This window comes from Pacificispira sp. (assembly GCF_965228185.1).
Taxonomy (GTDB): domain Bacteria; phylum Pseudomonadota; class Alphaproteobacteria; order UBA8366; family Aestuariispiraceae; genus Pacificispira.
Genome location: NZ_CBDDHE010000003.1, coordinates 427,199 through 444,595, shown reverse-complemented (window position 1 = coordinate 444,595; position 17,397 = coordinate 427,199). Strand labels below are relative to the sequence as shown.

At 62.6% G+C, this 17,397-nt stretch carries 18 protein-coding genes; 4 read left to right on the top strand and 14 right to left on the bottom strand.

Going from position 1 to position 17,397, the window contains the following annotated elements; genetic code table 11:
- Positions 1 to 712: 712 nt before the first annotated feature.
- Both speB and ACO06O_RS05705 read right to left on the bottom strand, forming a co-directional pair.
- Positions 713 to 1,678 carry an agmatinase gene (speB, locus tag ACO06O_RS05710; RefSeq protein ID WP_421877200.1) on the bottom strand — a complete coding sequence of 322 codons (966 nt, stop codon included), beginning with the start codon at positions 1,676 to 1,678 and terminating at the stop codon, positions 713 to 715.
- Between the two features lie 46 nt (positions 1,679 to 1,724).
- On the bottom strand, positions 1,725 to 2,147 hold the full coding sequence (locus ACO06O_RS05705) for a winged helix-turn-helix transcriptional regulator (protein ID WP_421877198.1): 423 nt from the start codon (positions 2,145 to 2,147) through the stop codon (positions 1,725 to 1,727).
- Between the two features lie 91 nt (positions 2,148 to 2,238).
- Here ACO06O_RS05705 and ACO06O_RS05700 point away from each other — a divergent pair, with 91 nt between their 5' ends.
- On the top strand, positions 2,239 to 2,517 hold the full coding sequence (locus ACO06O_RS05700; protein WP_421877196.1) for a hypothetical protein: 279 nt from the start codon (positions 2,239 to 2,241) through the stop codon (positions 2,515 to 2,517).
- 4 nt (positions 2,518 to 2,521) lie between these two features.
- Here ACO06O_RS05700 and ACO06O_RS05695 read toward each other — a convergent pair whose 3' ends face one another.
- The 8 genes from ACO06O_RS05695 to rpoZ form a co-directional block, all read right to left on the bottom strand.
- Entirely contained in the window at positions 2,522 to 3,280 is a 759-nt protein-coding gene (locus tag ACO06O_RS05695; protein WP_421877194.1) for an RNA methyltransferase, read from the bottom strand.
- The gene (gene era, locus ACO06O_RS05690) at positions 3,277 to 4,191 is read right to left on the bottom strand and encodes a GTPase Era (RefSeq protein ID WP_421877192.1); all 915 of its coding nucleotides are present in this window, start codon (positions 4,189 to 4,191) and stop codon (positions 3,277 to 3,279) included. The genes ACO06O_RS05695 and era overlap by 4 nt, the downstream gene beginning before the upstream one ends.
- Positions 4,184 to 4,879, bottom strand: a complete 696-nt coding sequence (gene rnc / locus ACO06O_RS05685) for a ribonuclease III (protein ID WP_421877190.1) — start codon at positions 4,877 to 4,879, stop codon at positions 4,184 to 4,186. The genes era and rnc overlap by 8 nt, the downstream gene beginning before the upstream one ends.
- Positions 4,866 to 5,648, bottom strand: a complete 783-nt coding sequence (lepB, locus tag ACO06O_RS05680) for a signal peptidase I (RefSeq protein ID WP_420417369.1) — start codon at positions 5,646 to 5,648, stop codon at positions 4,866 to 4,868. The genes rnc and lepB overlap by 14 nt, the downstream gene beginning before the upstream one ends.
- A gap of 101 nt (positions 5,649 to 5,749) precedes the next feature.
- On the bottom strand, positions 5,750 to 6,187 hold the full coding sequence (gene acpS, locus ACO06O_RS05675) for a holo-ACP synthase (protein WP_421877188.1): 438 nt from the start codon (positions 6,185 to 6,187) through the stop codon (positions 5,750 to 5,752).
- Positions 6,184 to 6,696, bottom strand: coding sequence for a DUF2062 domain-containing protein (locus tag ACO06O_RS05670; protein WP_421877185.1), 513 nt, complete (start codon positions 6,694 to 6,696; stop codon positions 6,184 to 6,186). The genes acpS and ACO06O_RS05670 overlap by 4 nt, the downstream gene beginning before the upstream one ends.
- A 71-nt stretch (positions 6,697 to 6,767) precedes the next feature.
- Positions 6,768 to 8,930 (bottom strand): RelA/SpoT family protein, encoded by a 2,163-nt coding sequence (locus tag ACO06O_RS05665; protein ID WP_421877183.1) that lies wholly within the window; start codon positions 8,928 to 8,930, stop codon positions 6,768 to 6,770.
- 190 nt (positions 8,931 to 9,120) lie between these two features.
- On the bottom strand, positions 9,121 to 9,516 hold the full coding sequence (gene rpoZ, locus ACO06O_RS05660; protein WP_421877181.1) for a DNA-directed RNA polymerase subunit omega: 396 nt from the start codon (positions 9,514 to 9,516) through the stop codon (positions 9,121 to 9,123).
- 345 nt (positions 9,517 to 9,861) lie between these two features.
- Between rpoZ and ACO06O_RS05655 the strand changes: the two genes are divergently transcribed.
- Genes ACO06O_RS05655 through ACO06O_RS05645 form a run of 3 tightly spaced genes read left to right on the top strand, consistent with a single transcriptional unit; the run spans position 9,862 to position 12,134 of the window.
- Positions 9,862 to 10,560, top strand: coding sequence for an NYN domain-containing protein (locus tag ACO06O_RS05655; RefSeq protein ID WP_421878137.1), 699 nt, complete (start codon positions 9,862 to 9,864; stop codon positions 10,558 to 10,560).
- Positions 10,561 to 10,577: 17 nt separating this feature from the next.
- Complete coding sequence (locus ACO06O_RS05650; protein ID WP_421877179.1) at positions 10,578 to 11,237, top strand: uracil-DNA glycosylase; 660 nt, start codon at positions 10,578 to 10,580, stop codon at positions 11,235 to 11,237.
- A gap of 24 nt (positions 11,238 to 11,261) precedes the next feature.
- Entirely contained in the window at positions 11,262 to 12,134 is an 873-nt protein-coding gene (locus tag ACO06O_RS05645) for an S-methyl-5'-thioadenosine phosphorylase (protein ID WP_421877177.1), read from the top strand.
- 7 nt (positions 12,135 to 12,141) lie between these two features.
- Here ACO06O_RS05645 and ACO06O_RS05640 read toward each other — a convergent pair whose 3' ends face one another.
- From ACO06O_RS05640 to cimA, 4 genes are all read right to left on the bottom strand, one after another.
- The gene (locus ACO06O_RS05640) at positions 12,142 to 13,902 is read right to left on the bottom strand and encodes a monovalent cation:proton antiporter-2 (CPA2) family protein (RefSeq protein ID WP_421877175.1); all 1,761 of its coding nucleotides are present in this window, start codon (positions 13,900 to 13,902) and stop codon (positions 12,142 to 12,144) included.
- 86 nt (positions 13,903 to 13,988) lie between these two features.
- Positions 13,989 to 15,074 (bottom strand): S-methyl-5-thioribose-1-phosphate isomerase, encoded by a 1,086-nt coding sequence (gene mtnA, locus ACO06O_RS05635; RefSeq protein ID WP_421877173.1) that lies wholly within the window; start codon positions 15,072 to 15,074, stop codon positions 13,989 to 13,991.
- A 3-nt stretch (positions 15,075 to 15,077) separates the two neighbouring features.
- Positions 15,078 to 15,749 carry a class II aldolase/adducin family protein gene (locus tag ACO06O_RS05630; protein WP_421877171.1) on the bottom strand — a complete coding sequence of 224 codons (672 nt, stop codon included), beginning with the start codon at positions 15,747 to 15,749 and terminating at the stop codon, positions 15,078 to 15,080.
- Complete coding sequence (gene cimA, locus ACO06O_RS05625) at positions 15,746 to 17,335, bottom strand: citramalate synthase (RefSeq protein ID WP_421877169.1); 1,590 nt, start codon at positions 17,333 to 17,335, stop codon at positions 15,746 to 15,748. Before cimA ends, ACO06O_RS05630 begins: the two co-directional genes overlap by 4 nt.
- Positions 17,336 to 17,397: the final 62 nt, after the last annotated feature.

The window sequence follows — 17,397 nt, the reverse complement described above, 5'->3', positions numbered from 1 at the left end:
GCAACCGCAACCTTTGGCCGCCCTCATGCTCCTGCGAAAGCAGGAGCCTTCTTGGAGAGCGCACGGTGCCGGAACAGCGAAGGTTCCTGCATTCGCAGGAACACGGACGGTCTCGGTCCCCGCCATTCCGGCGAAAGCCGGAATCCAGGGCCTCCGGCAGGGTCATTGCCCCTGGACCCCGGCTTTCGCCGGGGTGACGAATGTGAACCGCCGCGGGAACGGCCAGTACGGCCGGGCGGCGCGTGCGAAGTAAGCTAGCCTCGCCTGCTTCCTCTTCGCCTCCATAACCCGTCGTTCCGGCGAAAGTCGGAATCCAGGGCCTCCGGCACGGTCCTGCCCCCTCCCCTGGATCCCCGCCTTCGCGGGGATGACGAAAGTGAGCCGTCGCGGGAACGGCCAGTAAGGCCGAGTGACATGTGCGAAGTGAGCTATCCCCGCCGGCTTCCTCTTCGCCTCCATAACCCGTCATTCCGGCGAAAGCCGGAATCCAGGGCCTCCGGCACGGTCCTGCCCCATCCCCTGGATCCCCGACTTCGCGGGGATGACGAAAGTGAGCCGTCGTGGGGACGGCCAGCACGGCCGAGCGGCTCGTGCGAAGCAAGCTATCCCAGCCTGCGTCCTCTTCGCCTCCATGCCCGTCATTCCCGCGAAGGCGGGAATCCAGAGCCGGCGGCACGGGCCTGACCCTGTCCCGACAGCCGGCGACGCGCTATCAGGCCGACCGGCCCTTGGCGTGGAAGATGAAACCCAGGATGTTCATCAAAAGCTGCGCGGCCAGGAAAGCGGTAGAGCCCGAGTGATCGTAATCCGGCGCGACTTCCACCAGGTCGATGCCGACGATCTCGCCCTTGGCCGTCAGCCCCTGCATGATTTCCAGCACCTCATAGTACAGGAACCCGCCATGGCTGGGGGTGCCGGTGCCCGGCGCAATGGACGGATCGAACCCGTCGATATCGATGGTCAGATAGTAGCGCACGCCGTCGGGGATTTTGGCCAGCACCCCGTCGCGTCCCAGCTCGCGGCAATGTCGGACCGACAGGATGGTCGAACCGGCCTTGCGGGCGGCCTCGTAGTCCTGCCGGTTGGAGGACGAGACATTGCGGATGCCGAGTTGCGAGAAGCCAGTCACATGGCTCATCTCCGACGCGCGGCGCAGCGGGTTGCCGTGGCCGTAGCGGACGCCGTGGCGTTCGTCGACGAAATCCAGATGGGCGTCGATATGGACGATGTGAACGGGGTCCTGGTCGTCGAAGGCGCGAATACAGGGAATGTGAACCGAATGGTCGCCGCCGAGCACGACCGGCAGCGCCCCCGCTTTCAGAATCTTCCGTACGCCGTATTCGATGTTGTCATGGCTGCGGATCGTATCCGTGTGGATCATGTCCGCATCGCCGATATCGACCAGACGTACCTGATCGACCGGCAGATAAGTGACATCGTCTTCGAAGTCATAGGCCCCGTCATGGCCGAAGGAGAACAGGGTCGACGCTTCCCGGATCGACCGCGGCCCGAACCGCGCGCCGGCACGGTATTGCGTCCCCATGTCGAAGGGCGCGCCCATCACCGCGATATCGGCGTCGATGTTGTCCCAATCCAGGCAGGCCGGTTGCTTTCCAAAGGTGCAATGCCCGACGAAAGGAAGGTTCAGCCGCCCGCCGTCATAGCCGTGTTTTGCCATAGCCTGTCCCCCGAATGTCCGATGGTTCCTGGGTCGGAGCCTAGGATCACCCGGCGGTGATGGAAAGCGCCCTGTCGCGGATCTCGGCCACCAGACCGTCCCGGTCCGTTTCGATGCGGCGTACCAAATCGGTTCGCGCCTGATTCATACTGAAATGCCGCCCGGTCCACCGGATGATCTCAAGAAGCAGGGGAATCAGATCCATGCCCTTCTCGGTCAGTCCGTAATGAAAGCTGCGCCGGTTCTGGGGGTCCTGCCGACGCCAGACGACGCCTTCCTCCTCCAGCGACCGCAAGCGGCTGGCCAGGATATTGGTCGAAATCCCCTCCCCCGCCTCCAGAAATTCGCCATAGGTCTTGCGCCCATGCAGCATCATGTCCCGCAGGATCAGAAGGGTCCAACGGTCCCCGAACACATTGGCGCCCAGATAGACCGGACAGCCGGTTCCCGATGTCGATGTCGTTGCCATGATCGAAAGATGATTTTTCCACTTGCATTTTGCAAGGCAAATATCCAATTAATCACTTGCATAACGCAAGTCATTTACAAGGACCAGAACGATGCAAGTCTACGAACATGCTTTCCCTCACCCCGCCGTGGACCGTCATCCCGGCATCCTGGATTCGTTGCGCCGAGTAGCCGGCGCTGTGACGCGGAGATTGCCCGGCAATCCGATCCTCGCCGTGGCCCATGAAATGGACCGGCTGAGCGCGGCCATGACCGACGAAGAACGGCGAACGGTTTCGGCGGACGCAATCGCCCGGCGTTTGCGCGGTCGCGCCTATCGGGTGGCCGTGTCGGGTTTGATCGGCGGCTTCGGAAAAATTAGACGCCTTTGAAGCGTCAGCCGCGTTCCGGCCCGGCGCGGCGCAGGGATTCCACAATGCCGTGCAGGGTGCGGATATCCTGGTCCGTCAAATTGGCCCGCTGAAACAGGAGTCGGATATTGCGCATGACGGTCGGGCGCATCTCCGGTGCTCGGAAAAAGCCGCCTTCGTCCAGGCCCCGACCCAGCCGATCGATATAGATGTCGATCTCTTGCCGGGTGGCGGGCCGAGAGCCACCGATATCCAGATCGAAGTCCGGCGTCTCATCGGCCGCGATGAACCATTCATAGCCCACCAACAGGACCGCCTGAGCAAGGTTCAATGACTTGAAGTCGGGGTTCAGCGGGACCCGAAGAATGACATCCGCCTTGGCGACATCGTCATTGTTCAGGCCGGACCGCTCTCCGCCGAACAGAACGCCGCAACGCTCCCCGCCGACGGAAGACACTTTCCGTATGTCCGACGCGGCCGCACGCGGGGTCATAACGGTTTCCACCATCTCCCGTTTGCGGCCGGTGGTCGCGTAGACGCGGGTCAAATCAGCGACCGCATCCTCGACCGTTTCATGCAAGGTCGCACCGTCGATCACGTCCAGAGCGCCCGACGAGGCGTCACGCGCCTTCTGGTTCGGCCAGCCGTCGCGCGGCCGCACGATCCGCATCTTCGTCAACCCGCAATTCAGCATCGCGCGGGCGCACATCCCGATATTTTCGCCCAGTTGCGGGTCGACCAGAATGATAACGGGGGAGAGATCGGGGACGGTTTCTTCGGTCATGCCTTAAAATCGAGATTCCAGATTCGATAGCGTTCGGGATCGTCCTGCCAGCGGTCGCGCACTTTCACATAGAGGAACAGATGCACCTTGGTCTCGAACATCTCCTGCAACTCTTCGCGGGCCAACTGTCCGACCGTCTTCACCTTGGACCCGTTCTTGCCCAGGATGATGGCGCGCTGGCTTTCGCGTTCGACATAGATGACCTGTTCGATGCGCACCGACCCGTCCTTGCGGACATCGTAGCTTTCGGTTTCGACCGTCAGGGCATAGGGCAGTTCCTGATGGACGTTCAGGAACAGTTTCTCGCGCGTCACCTCGGCCGCCAGCAGCATTTGCGGCATGTCCGACAATTGGTCTTCCGGGAACAGCCAGACGCTTTTCGGCATCCGGTTGGCCAGATGCCCGATCAGGTCGTCCGTCCCGTCGGCACGCGTCGCCGACACCATGAAGATGTCGCTGAAAAGGCCCGTCGCATTCAATCGGTCCGCCAACTGCAGCAGGGATTCGCGTTTCACCAGGTCAATCTTGTTCAACGCCAGGATGACCTTGCCGCCGCCGTTCTGCAGCCCTTTCAGGATATCGTCGACTTCCTCCGTCACGCCGGTTTGGGCATCGATCAGAAGCACGGTCGCATCGGCGTCCTGTGCGCCCTGCCAGGCGGCGGAGACCATGGCGCGATCCAACCGCCGGCGCGGCTTGAAGATACCGGGCGTATCGATGAAAGCGATCTGGGCTTCACCATGTAGCGCAATACCCAGGACGCGGGTTCGGGTCGTCTGGACCTTATGTGTCACGATCGACACTTTGGCGCCGACCAGTTTGTTGACCAGGGTGGACTTGCCGGCATTCGGCGCGCCGATAATGGCCGCAAAGCCGCAGCGGCTGTCCTGCCCGCCTTCGATGTCACTCATTCTCGTGCTCTTTCTGCAATCGGCGCAGCATATTCCCGGCCGCGGTCTGTTCGGCCTGGCGCTTGGCCTTCCCCTCCGCCTCTTCCGCGCCATAGCCCGGGACGGAGACCCGGACGGTGAAGACGGGGGCGTGGTCCGGACCGCTGCGCGCCACTTCCTCATATTGCGGCAGGCCCAGCCCGCGCGCCATCGTCCATTCCTGCAGCCCCGACTTGGCGTCGCGCGGCGGCGTCTGGTTGTCGTCCAGCAACGGCTCCCACCGTGCGGTGACGAATTTGGAGGCGGCCTCCAGCCCGGCATCACGATAGATCGCCGCGATCAGCGCCTCGCACACATCCGCCAGAATCGCCGGGTTGTCACCGCCCTCCGCTTCCTCGGACGTACCGAAGCGGATCTCACCGCCCAGTTCGAGGCCGCGCGCCACCTTGGCCAGCGTCTCCTGGCGGACCAGGGCATTCAGGCGGCGCGACAGATGCCCTTCCGGCTCCTTCGGGAAACGCGTCAACAGCATGTCCGCGACCAGAAGTCCCAGCACCCGGTCGCCCAGGAATTCCAGGCGCTCGTAACTGCCCTTCCCGGCTTGGGAAAGGCTGCGATGGGTCAGGGCCAGTTCCAGAAGACGGCGGTTCGCGAATTTATGCCCCAGCCGGGCCTCCAGCGCGGCCCGGTCCGGATCACTCGACGACATTGAAGAAGCGTTCGAACCGGATGCCCGGATCGCCGACCGAGAAGAAGATGATCGTGGCCTCGCCGATGAAATTCTCGATCGGAACGAAGCCGACATTCTGAAGCACGCGGCTGTCCGAAGAATTGTCGCGATTGTCGCCCATCATGAAGAAATGGCCGGACGGCACGACGAATTCGCCGGTATTGTCCATCGGCCCGGTGTCCCCGTTCTCTTCCAGGATCGGGTGTTCGGAGCCGTTCGGCAGCGTCTCGATATACTGCTTCACCCAAGGCGACATGTTTTCCGACGGTTCGGACCGATAATCACCGACCGGGCGGCGCGTCACCGGTTCCCCATTGATATGCAGGATGCCGTGGCGCAGTTGAATCGTATCGCCGGGCAATCCGACCACACGCTTGATGAAGTCGGTTTCCGGATCGGACGGGTTGCGGAACACCGCGACATCACCGCGTTCCGGCAGGCTGCCAAGGATGCGGCCGGAATAGCTGACCGGGCTGAACGGGAAGGAATACTGCCCGTAGCCATAGGAAAATTTCGAAACGAACAGATAATCGCCGATCTTCAACGTCGGCAGCATGGACCCCGACGGAATGTTGAAGGGCTCATAGGCGAAAACCCGGCAGCCCACGGCGATCACCGCGGCCCAGAACACCGTCTGCGCCGTATCCAGGAAGGACGCGGCATAGGGATGTTTCAGGTATTTCTTCAGGCGCGGCACAATGCCGGACGGCATTTCGCTCTCCGAATCCTGCGAGGTCTTGTTGCTCATGCGGCGCGGCCGTTCCGATTAGTCCGTGCGATGCGCGGGATATGGCCCGCCGCCCCGTCGGGTGTCAACCCTGGCCACCAGCGACGTCCCGCCAACAGGCCCTACAACTCGCGATACTGGGTCGCCAGGGCGACCAGACCGGCGTCCACCGCCGACAGAATTACCATGGCATGGGCCAGGCCGGCCTCGTCCGTCAGCGACACGTCGATCAACGGCGCATACCCGGGCGGCATCAAGGATTCCGCCCGCGCCTTGGCGCCGCCATGCAGTACGAGACGCGGCTTGCCGCTGGCCAGCGGCACCACCTCCATGTCGCGCCAGAAAACGCCCAAGCGAAGTCCGGTGCCCAGGGCCTTGGAACAGGCCTCCTTCGCGGCGAACATCTGGGCATAACGGTCGGCCCGTTTCGCCTTCTTGCGTTCGGCACGGGCGCGTTCGCGATCGGTGAAACACCGTTCGGTGAAACGGTCGCCGAACCGCTCCAATGAGGCGGCGATCCTGGAAATCTCGCAAAGATCGGTGCCCGTACCGATGATCATGCCGGATCCTGGCCGATCGCCTGTCCGGTCACGGCCACTTCCGTCGACCGTTTTCTGAGACGGCGTTCGAAACGCATCTTGCGGAACCGTTCGATCCCGCGCGCCAAGGGGAAATAGAACAAGGGCCAGACGATCACGGACAGGACCGCGCCACCCAGCATCATCGGCACGAGAACGTCCTCGATATGGTTCCACAAATAGGACAGCGACAGGTCGTCCAGCGGCACGCGGCTTTCCGAATCCAGCATGATCGCGGCACCGACCTTATAGATCGCCAGCCAGATGAACGGAAATGTCCAAGGGTTGCCGACCAGCGTCCCCAAGGCCGAGGCGATCAGATTGCCGCGCAATGCCCAGGCGACCAGCGCGCCCAACAAGAAATGAAACCCCATGAAGGGCGTAAAACTAACCGCCGCCCCGGCCGCGAACCCGGCGGCGATGCTGTGCGGCGTCCCGGGCAGACGCGCCATCCGGCTCTTGTAATAGCCCAGCACCCGGCGGAAGCTCATTTTCGGCCAAATCAACTCTCGGAGTCTCGATAGGCGGGTCGGCGGTTTTCGACGGCGAAAAAGCATGTCGGTCAGGCGCGCTCCACCGAATTAACGTGTTTGGACGCGCGCAGGGCGGCCAGAATATTGTTCAACTGTTTGGCGTCGACGACTTCGATGTCGATCAGCATTTCAAAAAAATCCGCGCTTCTGCTGGTGAATTTCAAGTTCGATATATTGCCTCCGTCGCGCCCGATGACGCCCGTCACCTCCGCCAGCGCCCCCGGCTCGTTCAACAATACCGCCCGAATGCGTCCGGTGAAAGCCGATCCGTCCACCGCCTCCTGATCCCAAGAGATATCCAGCCACCGTTCCGGCATGTCGGAGAAATTCTCCAAGGTCGGGCAGTCCATATTATGGATGGTAACGCCCTTGCCGGTGGTGACGATCCCGATGATCCGGTCGCCCGGCAGGGGATGGCAGCATTTCGCGAAGTGGATCGCCATATGCGGGATCAGACCGCGGATCGGGATTGCGCCGCCCGACGACGGATCGATCTGTTCCTTCGCCGCGCGTGGCCGGGGCGCCTTCTTTTCCTTTTCTTTTTCCTTCGCGCCGGGATAGGCGGCGTACAGCACGTCACGGGCGCTGATCCGCCCCTCGCCCACAGCGGCCTGGATATCCTCGGCATTCTCGGCATCGAACCGCTGCACGATGCCTTTCAGCGCTTTTTCCGTCGCTTCATAACCGGCGGCCTTGAAGGCACGATCCAAGATTTCCTTGCCGAGACGGACATATTGCTCGCGCTGAACGGAGCGGACGAAACGGCGGATGCAGGCACGGGCCTTGCCGGTAACGACGAAGTTTTCCCAGGCGGGCGACGGTGTCTGTGCCTTGGACGTCACGATTTCGACCTGATCGCCGTTGCGCAGTTCCGTCCGCAGCGGCACCAGCCGTCCGTTTACCCGTGCCGCCGTGCAGCGGTTGCCGATATCGGTATGGACGGCATAGGCGAAATCGACCGGACAGGACCCGCGCGGCAGGGCGTGCAAATCCCCCTTGGGCGTGAAGATGAACACCTGATCGGAGAACATCTCCATCTTGGTGTGTTCCAGGAAGTCTTCCGGCCCCGACGCATTGTCGAGGATCTCCAGCAGTTCCCGCAGCCACCGATATTGGCGGCCTTCCGTCGACCCTTTGCTTTCCTGGTCGGGCTTGCCGGTCTGCTTGTAGCGCCAATGGGCCGCGACCCCCAACTCGGCGATTTCATGCATCGCCCGGGTTCGGATCTGGATTTCGATCCGACGGTTCTCCGGACCGATGACACCGGTATGGATCGACCTGTAACCGTTCGGCTTGGGCAGCGAGACATAGTCCTTGAAGCGACCCGGGACCATCGAGTACTTGCCGTGCAGCGCACCCAGCGCCTTGTAGCAATCCTCAATGGAATCAACGACGACCCGGAAGGCCATGATATCGGACAATTGTTCGAAGCCGATATTCTGGCGCTGCATCTTGCGCCAGATCGAATAGGGCCGTTTCTGCCGCCCGGAGACGTCAGCGCTCAGCCCGGCATCATTCAGGTTCGCCTGCAGCGCCGCGCGAACGCGCTCCACGACATCGCCGCCGGATTCCGCCAGGAACTCCAAACGCGCGACAATGGAGGCCCTTGCATCCGGATTCAGTTCCTGGAAGGCGATATCCTCCAGTTCCTCCTGCCAGTCGCGGATGCCGATGCGCTCCGTCAGAGGCACATAGATGTCCATCGTTTCGCGCGCAATGCGGCGGCGCTTGTCGGGGGCCTTGATGAAATGCAGCGTGCGCATGTTGTGCAACCGGTCGGCCAGTTTCACGATCAGCACGCGGATGTCCTGGGACATGGCGAGGACAAGCTTGCGGAAATTCTCCGCCTGCTTGGTGCGGTCCGACTGCAGTTCCAGCTGCGACAACTTCGTCACGCCGTCGACCAGCGCGGCGACTTCCTCGCCGAAAGTCTCGCTGATATCCGGGATGGTGACCTCGGTATCCTCGACCGTGTCATGCAGCAGCCCGGTGATGATCGAGGCACAGTCCAGCCGTTTGTCGCTCAACAGCCCCGCGACTTCGACCGGATGCGAAAAATACGGGTCCCCGCTGGCACGCTTCTGATTGCCATGCGCCTTCACGGTGAAGACGTAAGCCTTGTTCAGCGCATCTTCATCCGCACCGGGTTCATAAGCTTTAACCCTCTCAACAAGTTCGTACTGGCGCATCATGGCCGGGGAATATGCCTCTCAACGATCTGAATACATCCAATATAGGCACAGTATGAATGCCGCGCCGGAAGAAAAGGAAATTTGCATTTCCCAGGCCAGAAACAAGGCCTCTGACAGCATCCGTCAAAAAGCAAGAAGGCCCGGCGTCGCTGCCGGGCCTTCCCAATACTCGTCTTCACCGTCGCACGGATCAGTCGTCGGCGTCGATGTCTTCGAACTTCGGCATGTTCAGCGGGCCGTCTTCGTCGCCCGGAGCGGCCGGGATCGGGCCCGGATCGGGCATGGCCGGCATTTCCTTGCCGCCGATCATCGCCTGCTCATAAACCTGGACGTCATCGTCTTCTTCCGGCTCGTCCGTGTCGATGAAGCGCTGCATGCCGCGGATCAGTTCGTCCTGCAGCTCCGCGGTGTCGACCTTGGACTCGGCAATCTCACGCAGGCTGACGACAGGGTTCTTGTCATTGTCACGGTCGACCTGAATCTGGACGCCGTTCGAGATGTCGCGGCTGCGCTGGGCGGCCATCATAACCAGATCGAACCGGTTCGGAACTTTCTCGACGCAATCTTCTACGGTAACGCGGGCCATATCGCTTCGTCCTCGCAATCCAGTGTCGGCGGTCCGTCAAGAGAGAGGCGTATGCCTTGCCCATATGCGGAACGCACAAAAAGCGCTAGGCGCTATCGCGAGATAGCGCCGGGAGGTGCGATATACGCCCCCTCGCCCGCGATATCAAGCCCACAGAGCCCCGAAACGCGGCCTGGAAAGAATGGCATACGATACAATATCGCTTGAAAGGCACATGGACCCTCGCTACCAATTGCGGCCACGGGGCGTCGTGAGGTGCAACGCCGAATTCTCGTTGTCCTCCCGCCGCCTATCGGAATTTCGCTAAGTCATTTCAGTTGGAGGCTACTGGCCGTGAAACACGGTATTTACAGAGAAGAGAAGTTTGCCATTTTCATCGACGGAGCCAATTTGTACTCGGCTGCCAAAGCTTTGGGCTTTGACATTGATTACAAGAAACTTCTGACCTCTTTCAAATCAGAAGGCCGATTGATGCGCGCCTTCTACTACACCGCCCTGTTCGAAGATCAGGAATACAGCCCGATCCGCCCGTTGGTCGATTGGCTGGACTATAACGGCTACACGATGGTGACCAAGCCGGCCAAGTCCTACACCGACTCCCAGGGCCGTCAGCGGATCAAGGGCAATATGGACATGGAACTGGCGATCGACATGCTGGATATGACCCAGTATCTCGACCACGTCGTCCTGTTCTCGGGCGACGGCGACTTCCGCAGCTTGGTGGAAGCCGTTCAGCGTCGCGGCGTGCGCGTCAGTGTCGTCAGCACGATAAAGTCCCAGCCGCCGATGATCGCCGACGAGCTGCGCCGCCAGGCCGACAATTTCATCGAACTGTCCGACCTCGCCGATTCCATCGCCCGGAACTTCCACGATTCGCAGCGTCCGCAGGCGCCCGCCGCCCAGCAGCGCCGGTCCGTTCGCGGCCCGTCCGCCGATTTCGAGGGGGATGAGGAATACGAAGACGACGATGAGTACGAGGATGAAGACGATTACGCCGGCGTCGAGGCGATCGTCGAGCGCACGGACCGTTCCGGCAACCGTTGACCGGGACCGGCGGAACAGTGACCGGATCGCCCTTCACCGACCCGCCGCGCGATTGCCCGCGCTGCCCGCGCCTCGTCGCCTTCCGGACCGAGGCGCGGTCCGCCAATCCCGATTGGTGGAATTCCCCCGTGCCCAGTTTCGGACCGATCAATGCCCCGTTGCTGGTGCTGGGGCTGGCCCCGGGCATGGGCGGGGCGAACCGCACCGGACGGCCGTTCACCGGCGATTGGGCCGGAGACCTTCTTTATAAGATCCTGGTCGAGGAAGATCTGGCGTCGGGCAATTACGACCGGCGGCCGGATGACGGGTTGACCCTGACCCGGTGCCGGATCGCCAATGCCGTCCGCTGCGTCCCGCCGCAGAACAAGCCCATCGGCCAGGAAATGACCGCTTGTCGGGACTTTCTGGTCGACGAGATTGCGGACATGCCGAACCTGCGGGTGATTTTCACCCTGGGCCGGATCGCGCATGAGGCGGCCTTGCGGGTCCTGGGTGTGAAGCCGTCGGGCGTCAAGTTTGCCCACCAGGCAGTACATGACGTGGGCGCATTGGGCGGAAAGTCGGTCAATGTGGTCAACAGTTATCATTGTTCGCGCTACAACACGAATACGGGGCGGCTGACGGAAGACATGTTCCGCGACGCCGTCCGTACCGCCAAAAACGCGGCCGGTCTCTGACCCGGCATATCGGGAGACGTCACCATGTCGGAACGGGTACTGGGCATCATCGGCGGCAGCGGCCTGTATGCCATGGACGGAATCGAAGGCGCGGAATGGACCAACGTCGACACGCCCTGGGGCGCGCCGTCCGATGCGGTTCTGTGCGGGACACTGGAAGGCACCAAGGTCCGGTTCCTGCCCCGGCACGGGCGCGGCCATGTGCAGACGCCGTCCTCCATCAACTACCGCGCAAATATCGACGCGCTTAAGCGGTTGGGCTGCACCGACATCCTGTCGGTTTCGGCCTGCGGGTCTCTGAAGGAAGAATTGCCGCCCGGTCATTTCGTGATCGTCGATCAGTTCATCGACCGCACCTTCGCGCGCGAAAAGAGTTTTTTCGGTCCGGGCTGCGTCGCACACGTCTCTCTGGCGCATCCGGTGTCGCGCTGGCTGGGCGATCTGTGCGAAGACGGGCTGAAATCCCTGTCGATCCCGCATACGCGCGGCGGCACCTATCTGGTCATGGAAGGCCCGCAATTCTCGTCCCAGGCGGAATCGGAACTCTACCGGAGCTGGGGCTGCGCCGTTATCGGCATGACCAACATGCCGGAAGCCAAGTTGGCGCGCGAGGCGGAACTGCGCTACGCGACCGTCGCCATGGTGACGGACTACGATTGTTGGCATCCGGATCACGATCATGTCGATGTCGAAATGGTGATCAAGACGCTGCTGGAAAACGCCGATCATGGCCGCGATCTCGTGCGTCACGTCGCGACGGTTCTGAATACCTGGGCAGCGTCACCCGATTGCGGCTGCGACACGGCGCTGCAGAACGCCCTGATCACCGCACCGGAAGCGCGCGATCCGGCCATTCTGGCGAAACTGGACGCGGTGGCCGGCCGGGTTCTGCGCTGATCCCGGGTCAGGACTTGTCGAGGCGGAAGGTATTGCCGTCCTCGGCCGTGGCATAGATTCCTTCCGCCTTCTGACGGGCCAGCCGCTCATGGTCCGCCCGCCGGAAATCGTCGATCAGGATCGAGATTTCCTCAGCGTCGATTTCCAGACGCCGCAAGCCTTCCTCCGCCAGTTTGATCGAACTTTCCAGCGTGTCCCGGATCAGGAAATCCGCCCCGCTGTCCATCAGATCCAGGGCATGCAGCCGGTCATGTGCGCGGGCCATGATGCGGACCGCCGGGAAGTGATGGGAAATCAGGTCGATCGACTTGGTACAGGCGGCCGCGTTGTCGATCGTCACAAAGACCAGATCAGCGCGCGCCATGCCGGACGCGGCCAGAACGTCGACCCGGGTCGCGTCCCCGAAATAGACTTTGGCGCCGAACCGTTTCGCGGCCTCGATCCGTTTCGGATCCGCATCGATAGCGGTCACCGCGATGCCTTTCTGACGGAAGATCTGACTGACGATTTGACCGACCCGGCCGAAGCCTAGGACGATGACATTGTTTTCCTCCATCCCGTCGCCGACGCGCGGGAGGTTGTGAACCGGTTCCGGCCAAAGTTTGGGCGTCAGACGCTCGAACGCGATCCGCAGCGGCGGCGTCAGTGCCATGGAAACCGTGATCAGGGCGGTCAGCATGCCGGATTCCGTCGCGCTCAACAGGCCCAGCGACACGCCCTCCGCCATCACGACAAAGCCGAACTCCCCGCCCTGCGGCAGGGTCGCGGCGATCCGCCCGGCATCCGGTCCAGGCGACCCGAAGGACCGGCACAGTCCGAACAGGATCCCCGCCTTGGCGATCAGCAACAGCAGCGCGCCACCTATCACCAACGCCCATTCCTGCAAGACGACCGGCCAATTGACCGACATGCCGACGGCAATGAAGAACAGGCCGAGCAGCAATCCACGAAACGGTTCGATATCCGCTTCCAATTGATGGCGGTATTCGCTTTCCGCCAGCATCACCCCGGCGATAAACGCACCCAGCGCCATGGACAGGCCGAACAAATGCATCAGCAGCGCCGATCCGACCACCAGCAACAATGCGGCGGCCAGAAAGATCTCATGCGAATGGGTCTGCGCGATGATCCGGAAGATCGGGTTCAGCAGGAACCGTCCGGCCAGGATTAGGCCGACCACTGCGCCGACACTTTCCAGAGCGTCGGTCCAGCCGCCACCGGCCGTATCAATGCTCGCCCCCAGGGTCAGCAATGGCGCCAGCGCCAGGATCGGGACGATCATGATGTCCTGCAACAACAGGATAGAGAAGGCGCGCGTTCCGTGCGGGGTGGTGAACTCCCCCCTTTCCTGCATCAATTGCAGGGCGAACGCCGTCGACGACAGGGCCAGCGCCATGCCGACCAGGACCGCCGCCTGCCAGACCGCCCCCAGGGCGAAAATCCCAAAAACCGCAACCGCCGCCGCCGTGACCAGGACCTGCGCCGTGCCCAGGCCAAAAATATCCGCCCGCAACGCCCACAGCCGCGCCGGCTTGAGTTCCAATCCGATCAGAAACAACAGCAGGACGACACCGAACTCCGCGAAGGCGAAGACGCTCTCCGCATCGCCGACCGCCCCCAGCGCATAGGGACCGATGACCGACCCCGCCGCCAGATAGCCGAGGACGGAGCCCAGCTTCAAACGCTTGAAAATCGGCACCGCGACGACGGCAGCCGTCAGATAGATCGCCGCATCTTCCAGAAAGCCCAATTCCCCGCCGGCTGCCATGACATCCTTCCGCTTGTGAACCGCCCGGTCTCAGGGTTCCACATCTCAGCCCCGGACTGCAATGGTATCCCGCGAAAGCGCCGGCATTAGTCGAACAAGGCGCGCAGCCCTTCCTCGCTGGCGTCACAGGTGCCGCGTTCGGTGATCAGGCCGGTCACCAGCCGCGCCGGGGTGACGTCGAAGGCGTCGTTACGGGCGGTCACCCCTTCCGGGGCGATGTCGACGGTCACGACCTCGCCGCTTTCCAATCGCCCGGCGATGCGGGTCAGTTCCTCACCCTTACGCTGTTCGATGGGGATTTCGCGGACACCGTCATGGACGGTCCAGTCGATGGTCGTCGACGGCAGCGCGACATAGAAGGGCACGCCATTGTCCTTTGCCGCCAATGCTTTCAGATAGGTTCCGATCTTGTTGCAGACATCGCCGCTGGCCGTTGTCCGGTCGGTCCCGACGATGCATAGATCGACCAGCCCGTGCTGCATCAGATGCCCGCCGACATTGTCCGCGATCAGCGTATGGTCGACGCCGTGCCGTCCCAATTCCCAGGCGGTCAGACTGGCCCCCTGATTGCGCGGGCGGGTTTCGTCGACCCAGACATGGACCTTGATGCCCTTTTCATAGGCCATGTAGATCGGCGCCGTCGCCGTCCCCCAATCGACCGTCGCCAGCCAGCCGGCATTGCAATGGGTTAGGACGTTGACCGCCTCCCCGGCCGGCTTGTCGGCTGCGATCTTCTCGATGATCTCCAGCCCGTTGCGTCCGATCGCCTTGCAGATCTCGACGTCGGAATCGCAGATCTCCGCCGCCCGCTCCCAGGCCAATGCGGCGCGCTCTTCCGGCGCGCGGTTGTCCAGCAGCGCGCGCATCTCGTCCAGCGCCCAACGCAGATTGACTGCCGTCGGCCGCGTCCGATAAAGCCGGTCATAGATCGCCTGCACGCCCGCATCGCTGGCATCGGCCTCCAGCCCCAGACAGAAGCCATAAGCCGCCGTCGCCCCGATCAATGGCGCACCGCGCACAATCATGTCCTCGATCGCCACGGCGGCTTCTTCCAGGCTGGTCAGGGTCAGTGTTTCGAACCGGTGCGGCAGCTTGGTCTGATCGATGACCCCGACCGACTTGCGCGGCTCCTCGACCCAGATGGTGCGGTATGGTTTGCCGTCGATTTCCATCGCCTATTCCTTCCCCGGCTGCTTGCCGTAGGTTTTGAACTTTTCCAGCACCTCGGCCATCTCGGCATCGCTCAGGATTACCGGTTCGCCCAATTGCCGCGCATGGTGGTACTGGCGGGCCAGGCTTTCGACCTCGATGGCGAGGCCCAGCGCCTTTTCCAGATTGGCCTCGAAACAGATCATGCCGTGGTTCGCCAGGATGCAGGCCTTCCGGTCTTCCAGGGCCGCGACCATGGTGTCGGATAGCGCCTGCGTCCCGAAGGTCGCATAGTCCGAGCACCGAATATCCGTCCCGCCCGCGACGGCGACCATGTAGTGAAAGGCCGGGATGCCGGTGCGCTGACAGGCCAACGCCGTGCAGAAGGTCGGATGGGCATGGACCACCGCCTGCGCTTCCGGCTTGGCGCGGTAGATGTCGGCATGCATGCGCCATTCGCTGGACGGCAGGAGTTGCCCGTCTTCGACCGGCGTGCCGTCGAGCCCCAGAAGGACGATATCCATCGGCTTCAGCGCGTCATAGGAAACCCCGGACGGCGTCACCAGCATGGCATCGCCGAACCGGGCGGAAACATTGCCGGACTTGCCCTGATTGATGCCCGACGCGTTCATCGCCAGGCAGGTGTCGACGATGCGCCGGCCCAGCGCATGGCGCTCGTTCCGGCCCGGAAGCCTCATCGCACCCCGTCCCGCATCAGTTTATAGGCATAGGCATCGTAAAGGGCGATAACGGAGGCGTCGATGATGTTCGCCGACACGCCGACGGTCGACCAGCGGTGTCCCATCTCGTCCTCGCTTTCGATGGTCACGCGGGTCACGGCATCGGTACCGGTCGAACCTTTCGGCGGCGGCAGGATGCGGACCTTGTAATCGACCAGCTGCATGTCGGTCAGGTCGGGATAGATCTCGCAGACGGCCTCGCGCAGGGCCGTGTCCAGCGCGTTGACCGGGCCGTTGCCCATGGCGACGCGCATGACCTGGCGGCCTTGAACTTCGACCTGAACCGTCGCCTCGGATTCCGTGATCAGCTTGCCGACGGCATTGTGGCGACGTTCGTCCATGACGCGGAAGCGGCTGATGTCGAAATAATCTGGCACGTCACCCTTGGCGTGGTGTGCCAGCAGTTCGAAACTGGCCTCCGCACCGTCATAGGCATAGCCCTGGAACTCGCGGTCCTTCACGTCTTCCAGCAGACGGCGCAGCGCGGCTTCCTCCATCTCGATCCCGCTTTCCTCCAGCCGCGCGACGACGTTCGACCGGCCGGCCTGATCGGACACGACGATGTGGCGGCGGTTGCCGACCGTCTCCGGCGGGATGTGTTCGTAGGTGCGCGGGTCCTTGGCCACGGCAGAGACATGCAGCCCGCCCTTATGCGAGAAAGCAGCCGCCCCGACATAGGCCTGATGGCGGTTCGACGGCCGTTCCAACCGCTCGTCCAGCAGGCGCGACAGATGGGTCAGTTCCTTCAGGCCATCATGTGAAATGCCCGTTTCGAACCCCATTTTCAGCATCAGGGACGGGATCAGCGAACAGATATTGGCGTTGCCGCAGCGCTCCCCCAACCCGTTGATCGTGCCCTGCACCTGACGGACGCCGGCACGGATTGCGGCCAAAGAATTGGCGACGGCGTTCTCGGTATCGTTATGGGCGTGGATTCCCAACCGGTCCCCGGGGATGTGTTCGGTTACTTCGCGGACGATGGCCTCGACCTCGTGCGGCAAGGTTCCGCCATTGGTGTCGCACAGCACGATCCAGCGGGCACCCGCCTCATAGGCGGCCTTCACACAGGACAGGGTGAAGGCCTTGTTCGCCTTCCAGCCATCGAAGAAATGTTCGGCATCGTACATCGCCTCCGGCTTGCGCTGTCCGGCCAGCCGGATCGAGTCGGCGATCATCGCGACATTTTCCTCATGCGGGATTTCCAGCGCGACATCGACGTGGAAGTCCCAGCTCTTCCCGACCAGGCACATGGCGGTGGCCTTGGAAGTCAGAAGCGGGGCGAGACCGGGATCGTTCTCCGCCGACCGGCCCGGACGCCGCGTCATGCCGAAGGCGACCAGCTTCGCCGTCTGCAATTCCGGCGGATCGCCAAAGAAGGCATCGTCGGTCGGATTGGCGCCGGGCCAGCCGCCCTCGACGTAATCCACGCCGATCCGATCCAGCGCCTGGGCGATCGCGACCTTGTCGGCTACGGAAAAATCCACGCCCTGGGTCTGCGCCCCGTCCCGCAGGGTCGTATCGAACAGATAAATGCGCTCGCTCATACGCTCAGCTCCAAACTGTCTTCCGCCTCAGGACGGCGGGAAGAAAACCGCAAAGGACGCGA

Excerpts from the sequence above, each read along its gene's own strand:
- speB (WP_421877200.1), bottom strand. The coding sequence starts at position 1,678 with ATGGCAAAACACGGCTATGACGGCGGGCGGCTGAACCTTCCTTTCGTC.
- ACO06O_RS05705 (WP_421877198.1), bottom strand. The coding sequence starts at position 2,147 with ATGGCAACGACATCGACATCGGGAACCGGCTGTCCGGTCTATCTGGGC.
- ACO06O_RS05700 (WP_421877196.1), top strand. The coding sequence starts at position 2,239 with ATGCAAGTCTACGAACATGCTTTCCCTCACCCCGCCGTGGACCGTCAT.
- ACO06O_RS05695 (WP_421877194.1), bottom strand. The coding sequence starts at position 3,280 with ATGACCGAAGAAACCGTCCCCGATCTCTCCCCCGTTATCATTCTGGTC.
- era (WP_421877192.1), bottom strand. The coding sequence starts at position 4,191 with ATGAGTGACATCGAAGGCGGGCAGGACAGCCGCTGCGGCTTTGCGGCC.
- rnc (WP_421877190.1), bottom strand. The coding sequence starts at position 4,879 with ATGTCGTCGAGTGATCCGGACCGGGCCGCGCTGGAGGCCCGGCTGGGG.
- lepB (WP_420417369.1), bottom strand. The coding sequence starts at position 5,648 with ATGAGCAACAAGACCTCGCAGGATTCGGAGAGCGAAATGCCGTCCGGC.
- acpS (WP_421877188.1), bottom strand. The coding sequence starts at position 6,187 with ATGATCATCGGTACGGGCACCGATCTTTGCGAGATTTCCAGGATCGCC.
- ACO06O_RS05670 (WP_421877185.1), bottom strand. The coding sequence starts at position 6,696 with ATGAGCTTCCGCCGGGTGCTGGGCTATTACAAGAGCCGGATGGCGCGT.
- ACO06O_RS05665 (WP_421877183.1), bottom strand. The coding sequence starts at position 8,930 with ATGATGCGCCAGTACGAACTTGTTGAGAGGGTTAAAGCTTATGAACCC.
- rpoZ (WP_421877181.1), bottom strand. The coding sequence starts at position 9,516 with ATGGCCCGCGTTACCGTAGAAGATTGCGTCGAGAAAGTTCCGAACCGG.
- ACO06O_RS05645 (WP_421877177.1), top strand. The coding sequence starts at position 11,262 with ATGTCGGAACGGGTACTGGGCATCATCGGCGGCAGCGGCCTGTATGCC.
- ACO06O_RS05640 (WP_421877175.1), bottom strand. The coding sequence starts at position 13,902 with ATGGCAGCCGGCGGGGAATTGGGCTTTCTGGAAGATGCGGCGATCTAT.
- mtnA (WP_421877173.1), bottom strand. The coding sequence starts at position 15,074 with ATGGAAATCGACGGCAAACCATACCGCACCATCTGGGTCGAGGAGCCG.
- ACO06O_RS05630 (WP_421877171.1), bottom strand. The coding sequence starts at position 15,749 with ATGAGGCTTCCGGGCCGGAACGAGCGCCATGCGCTGGGCCGGCGCATC.
- cimA (WP_421877169.1), bottom strand. The coding sequence starts at position 17,335 with ATGAGCGAGCGCATTTATCTGTTCGATACGACCCTGCGGGACGGGGCG.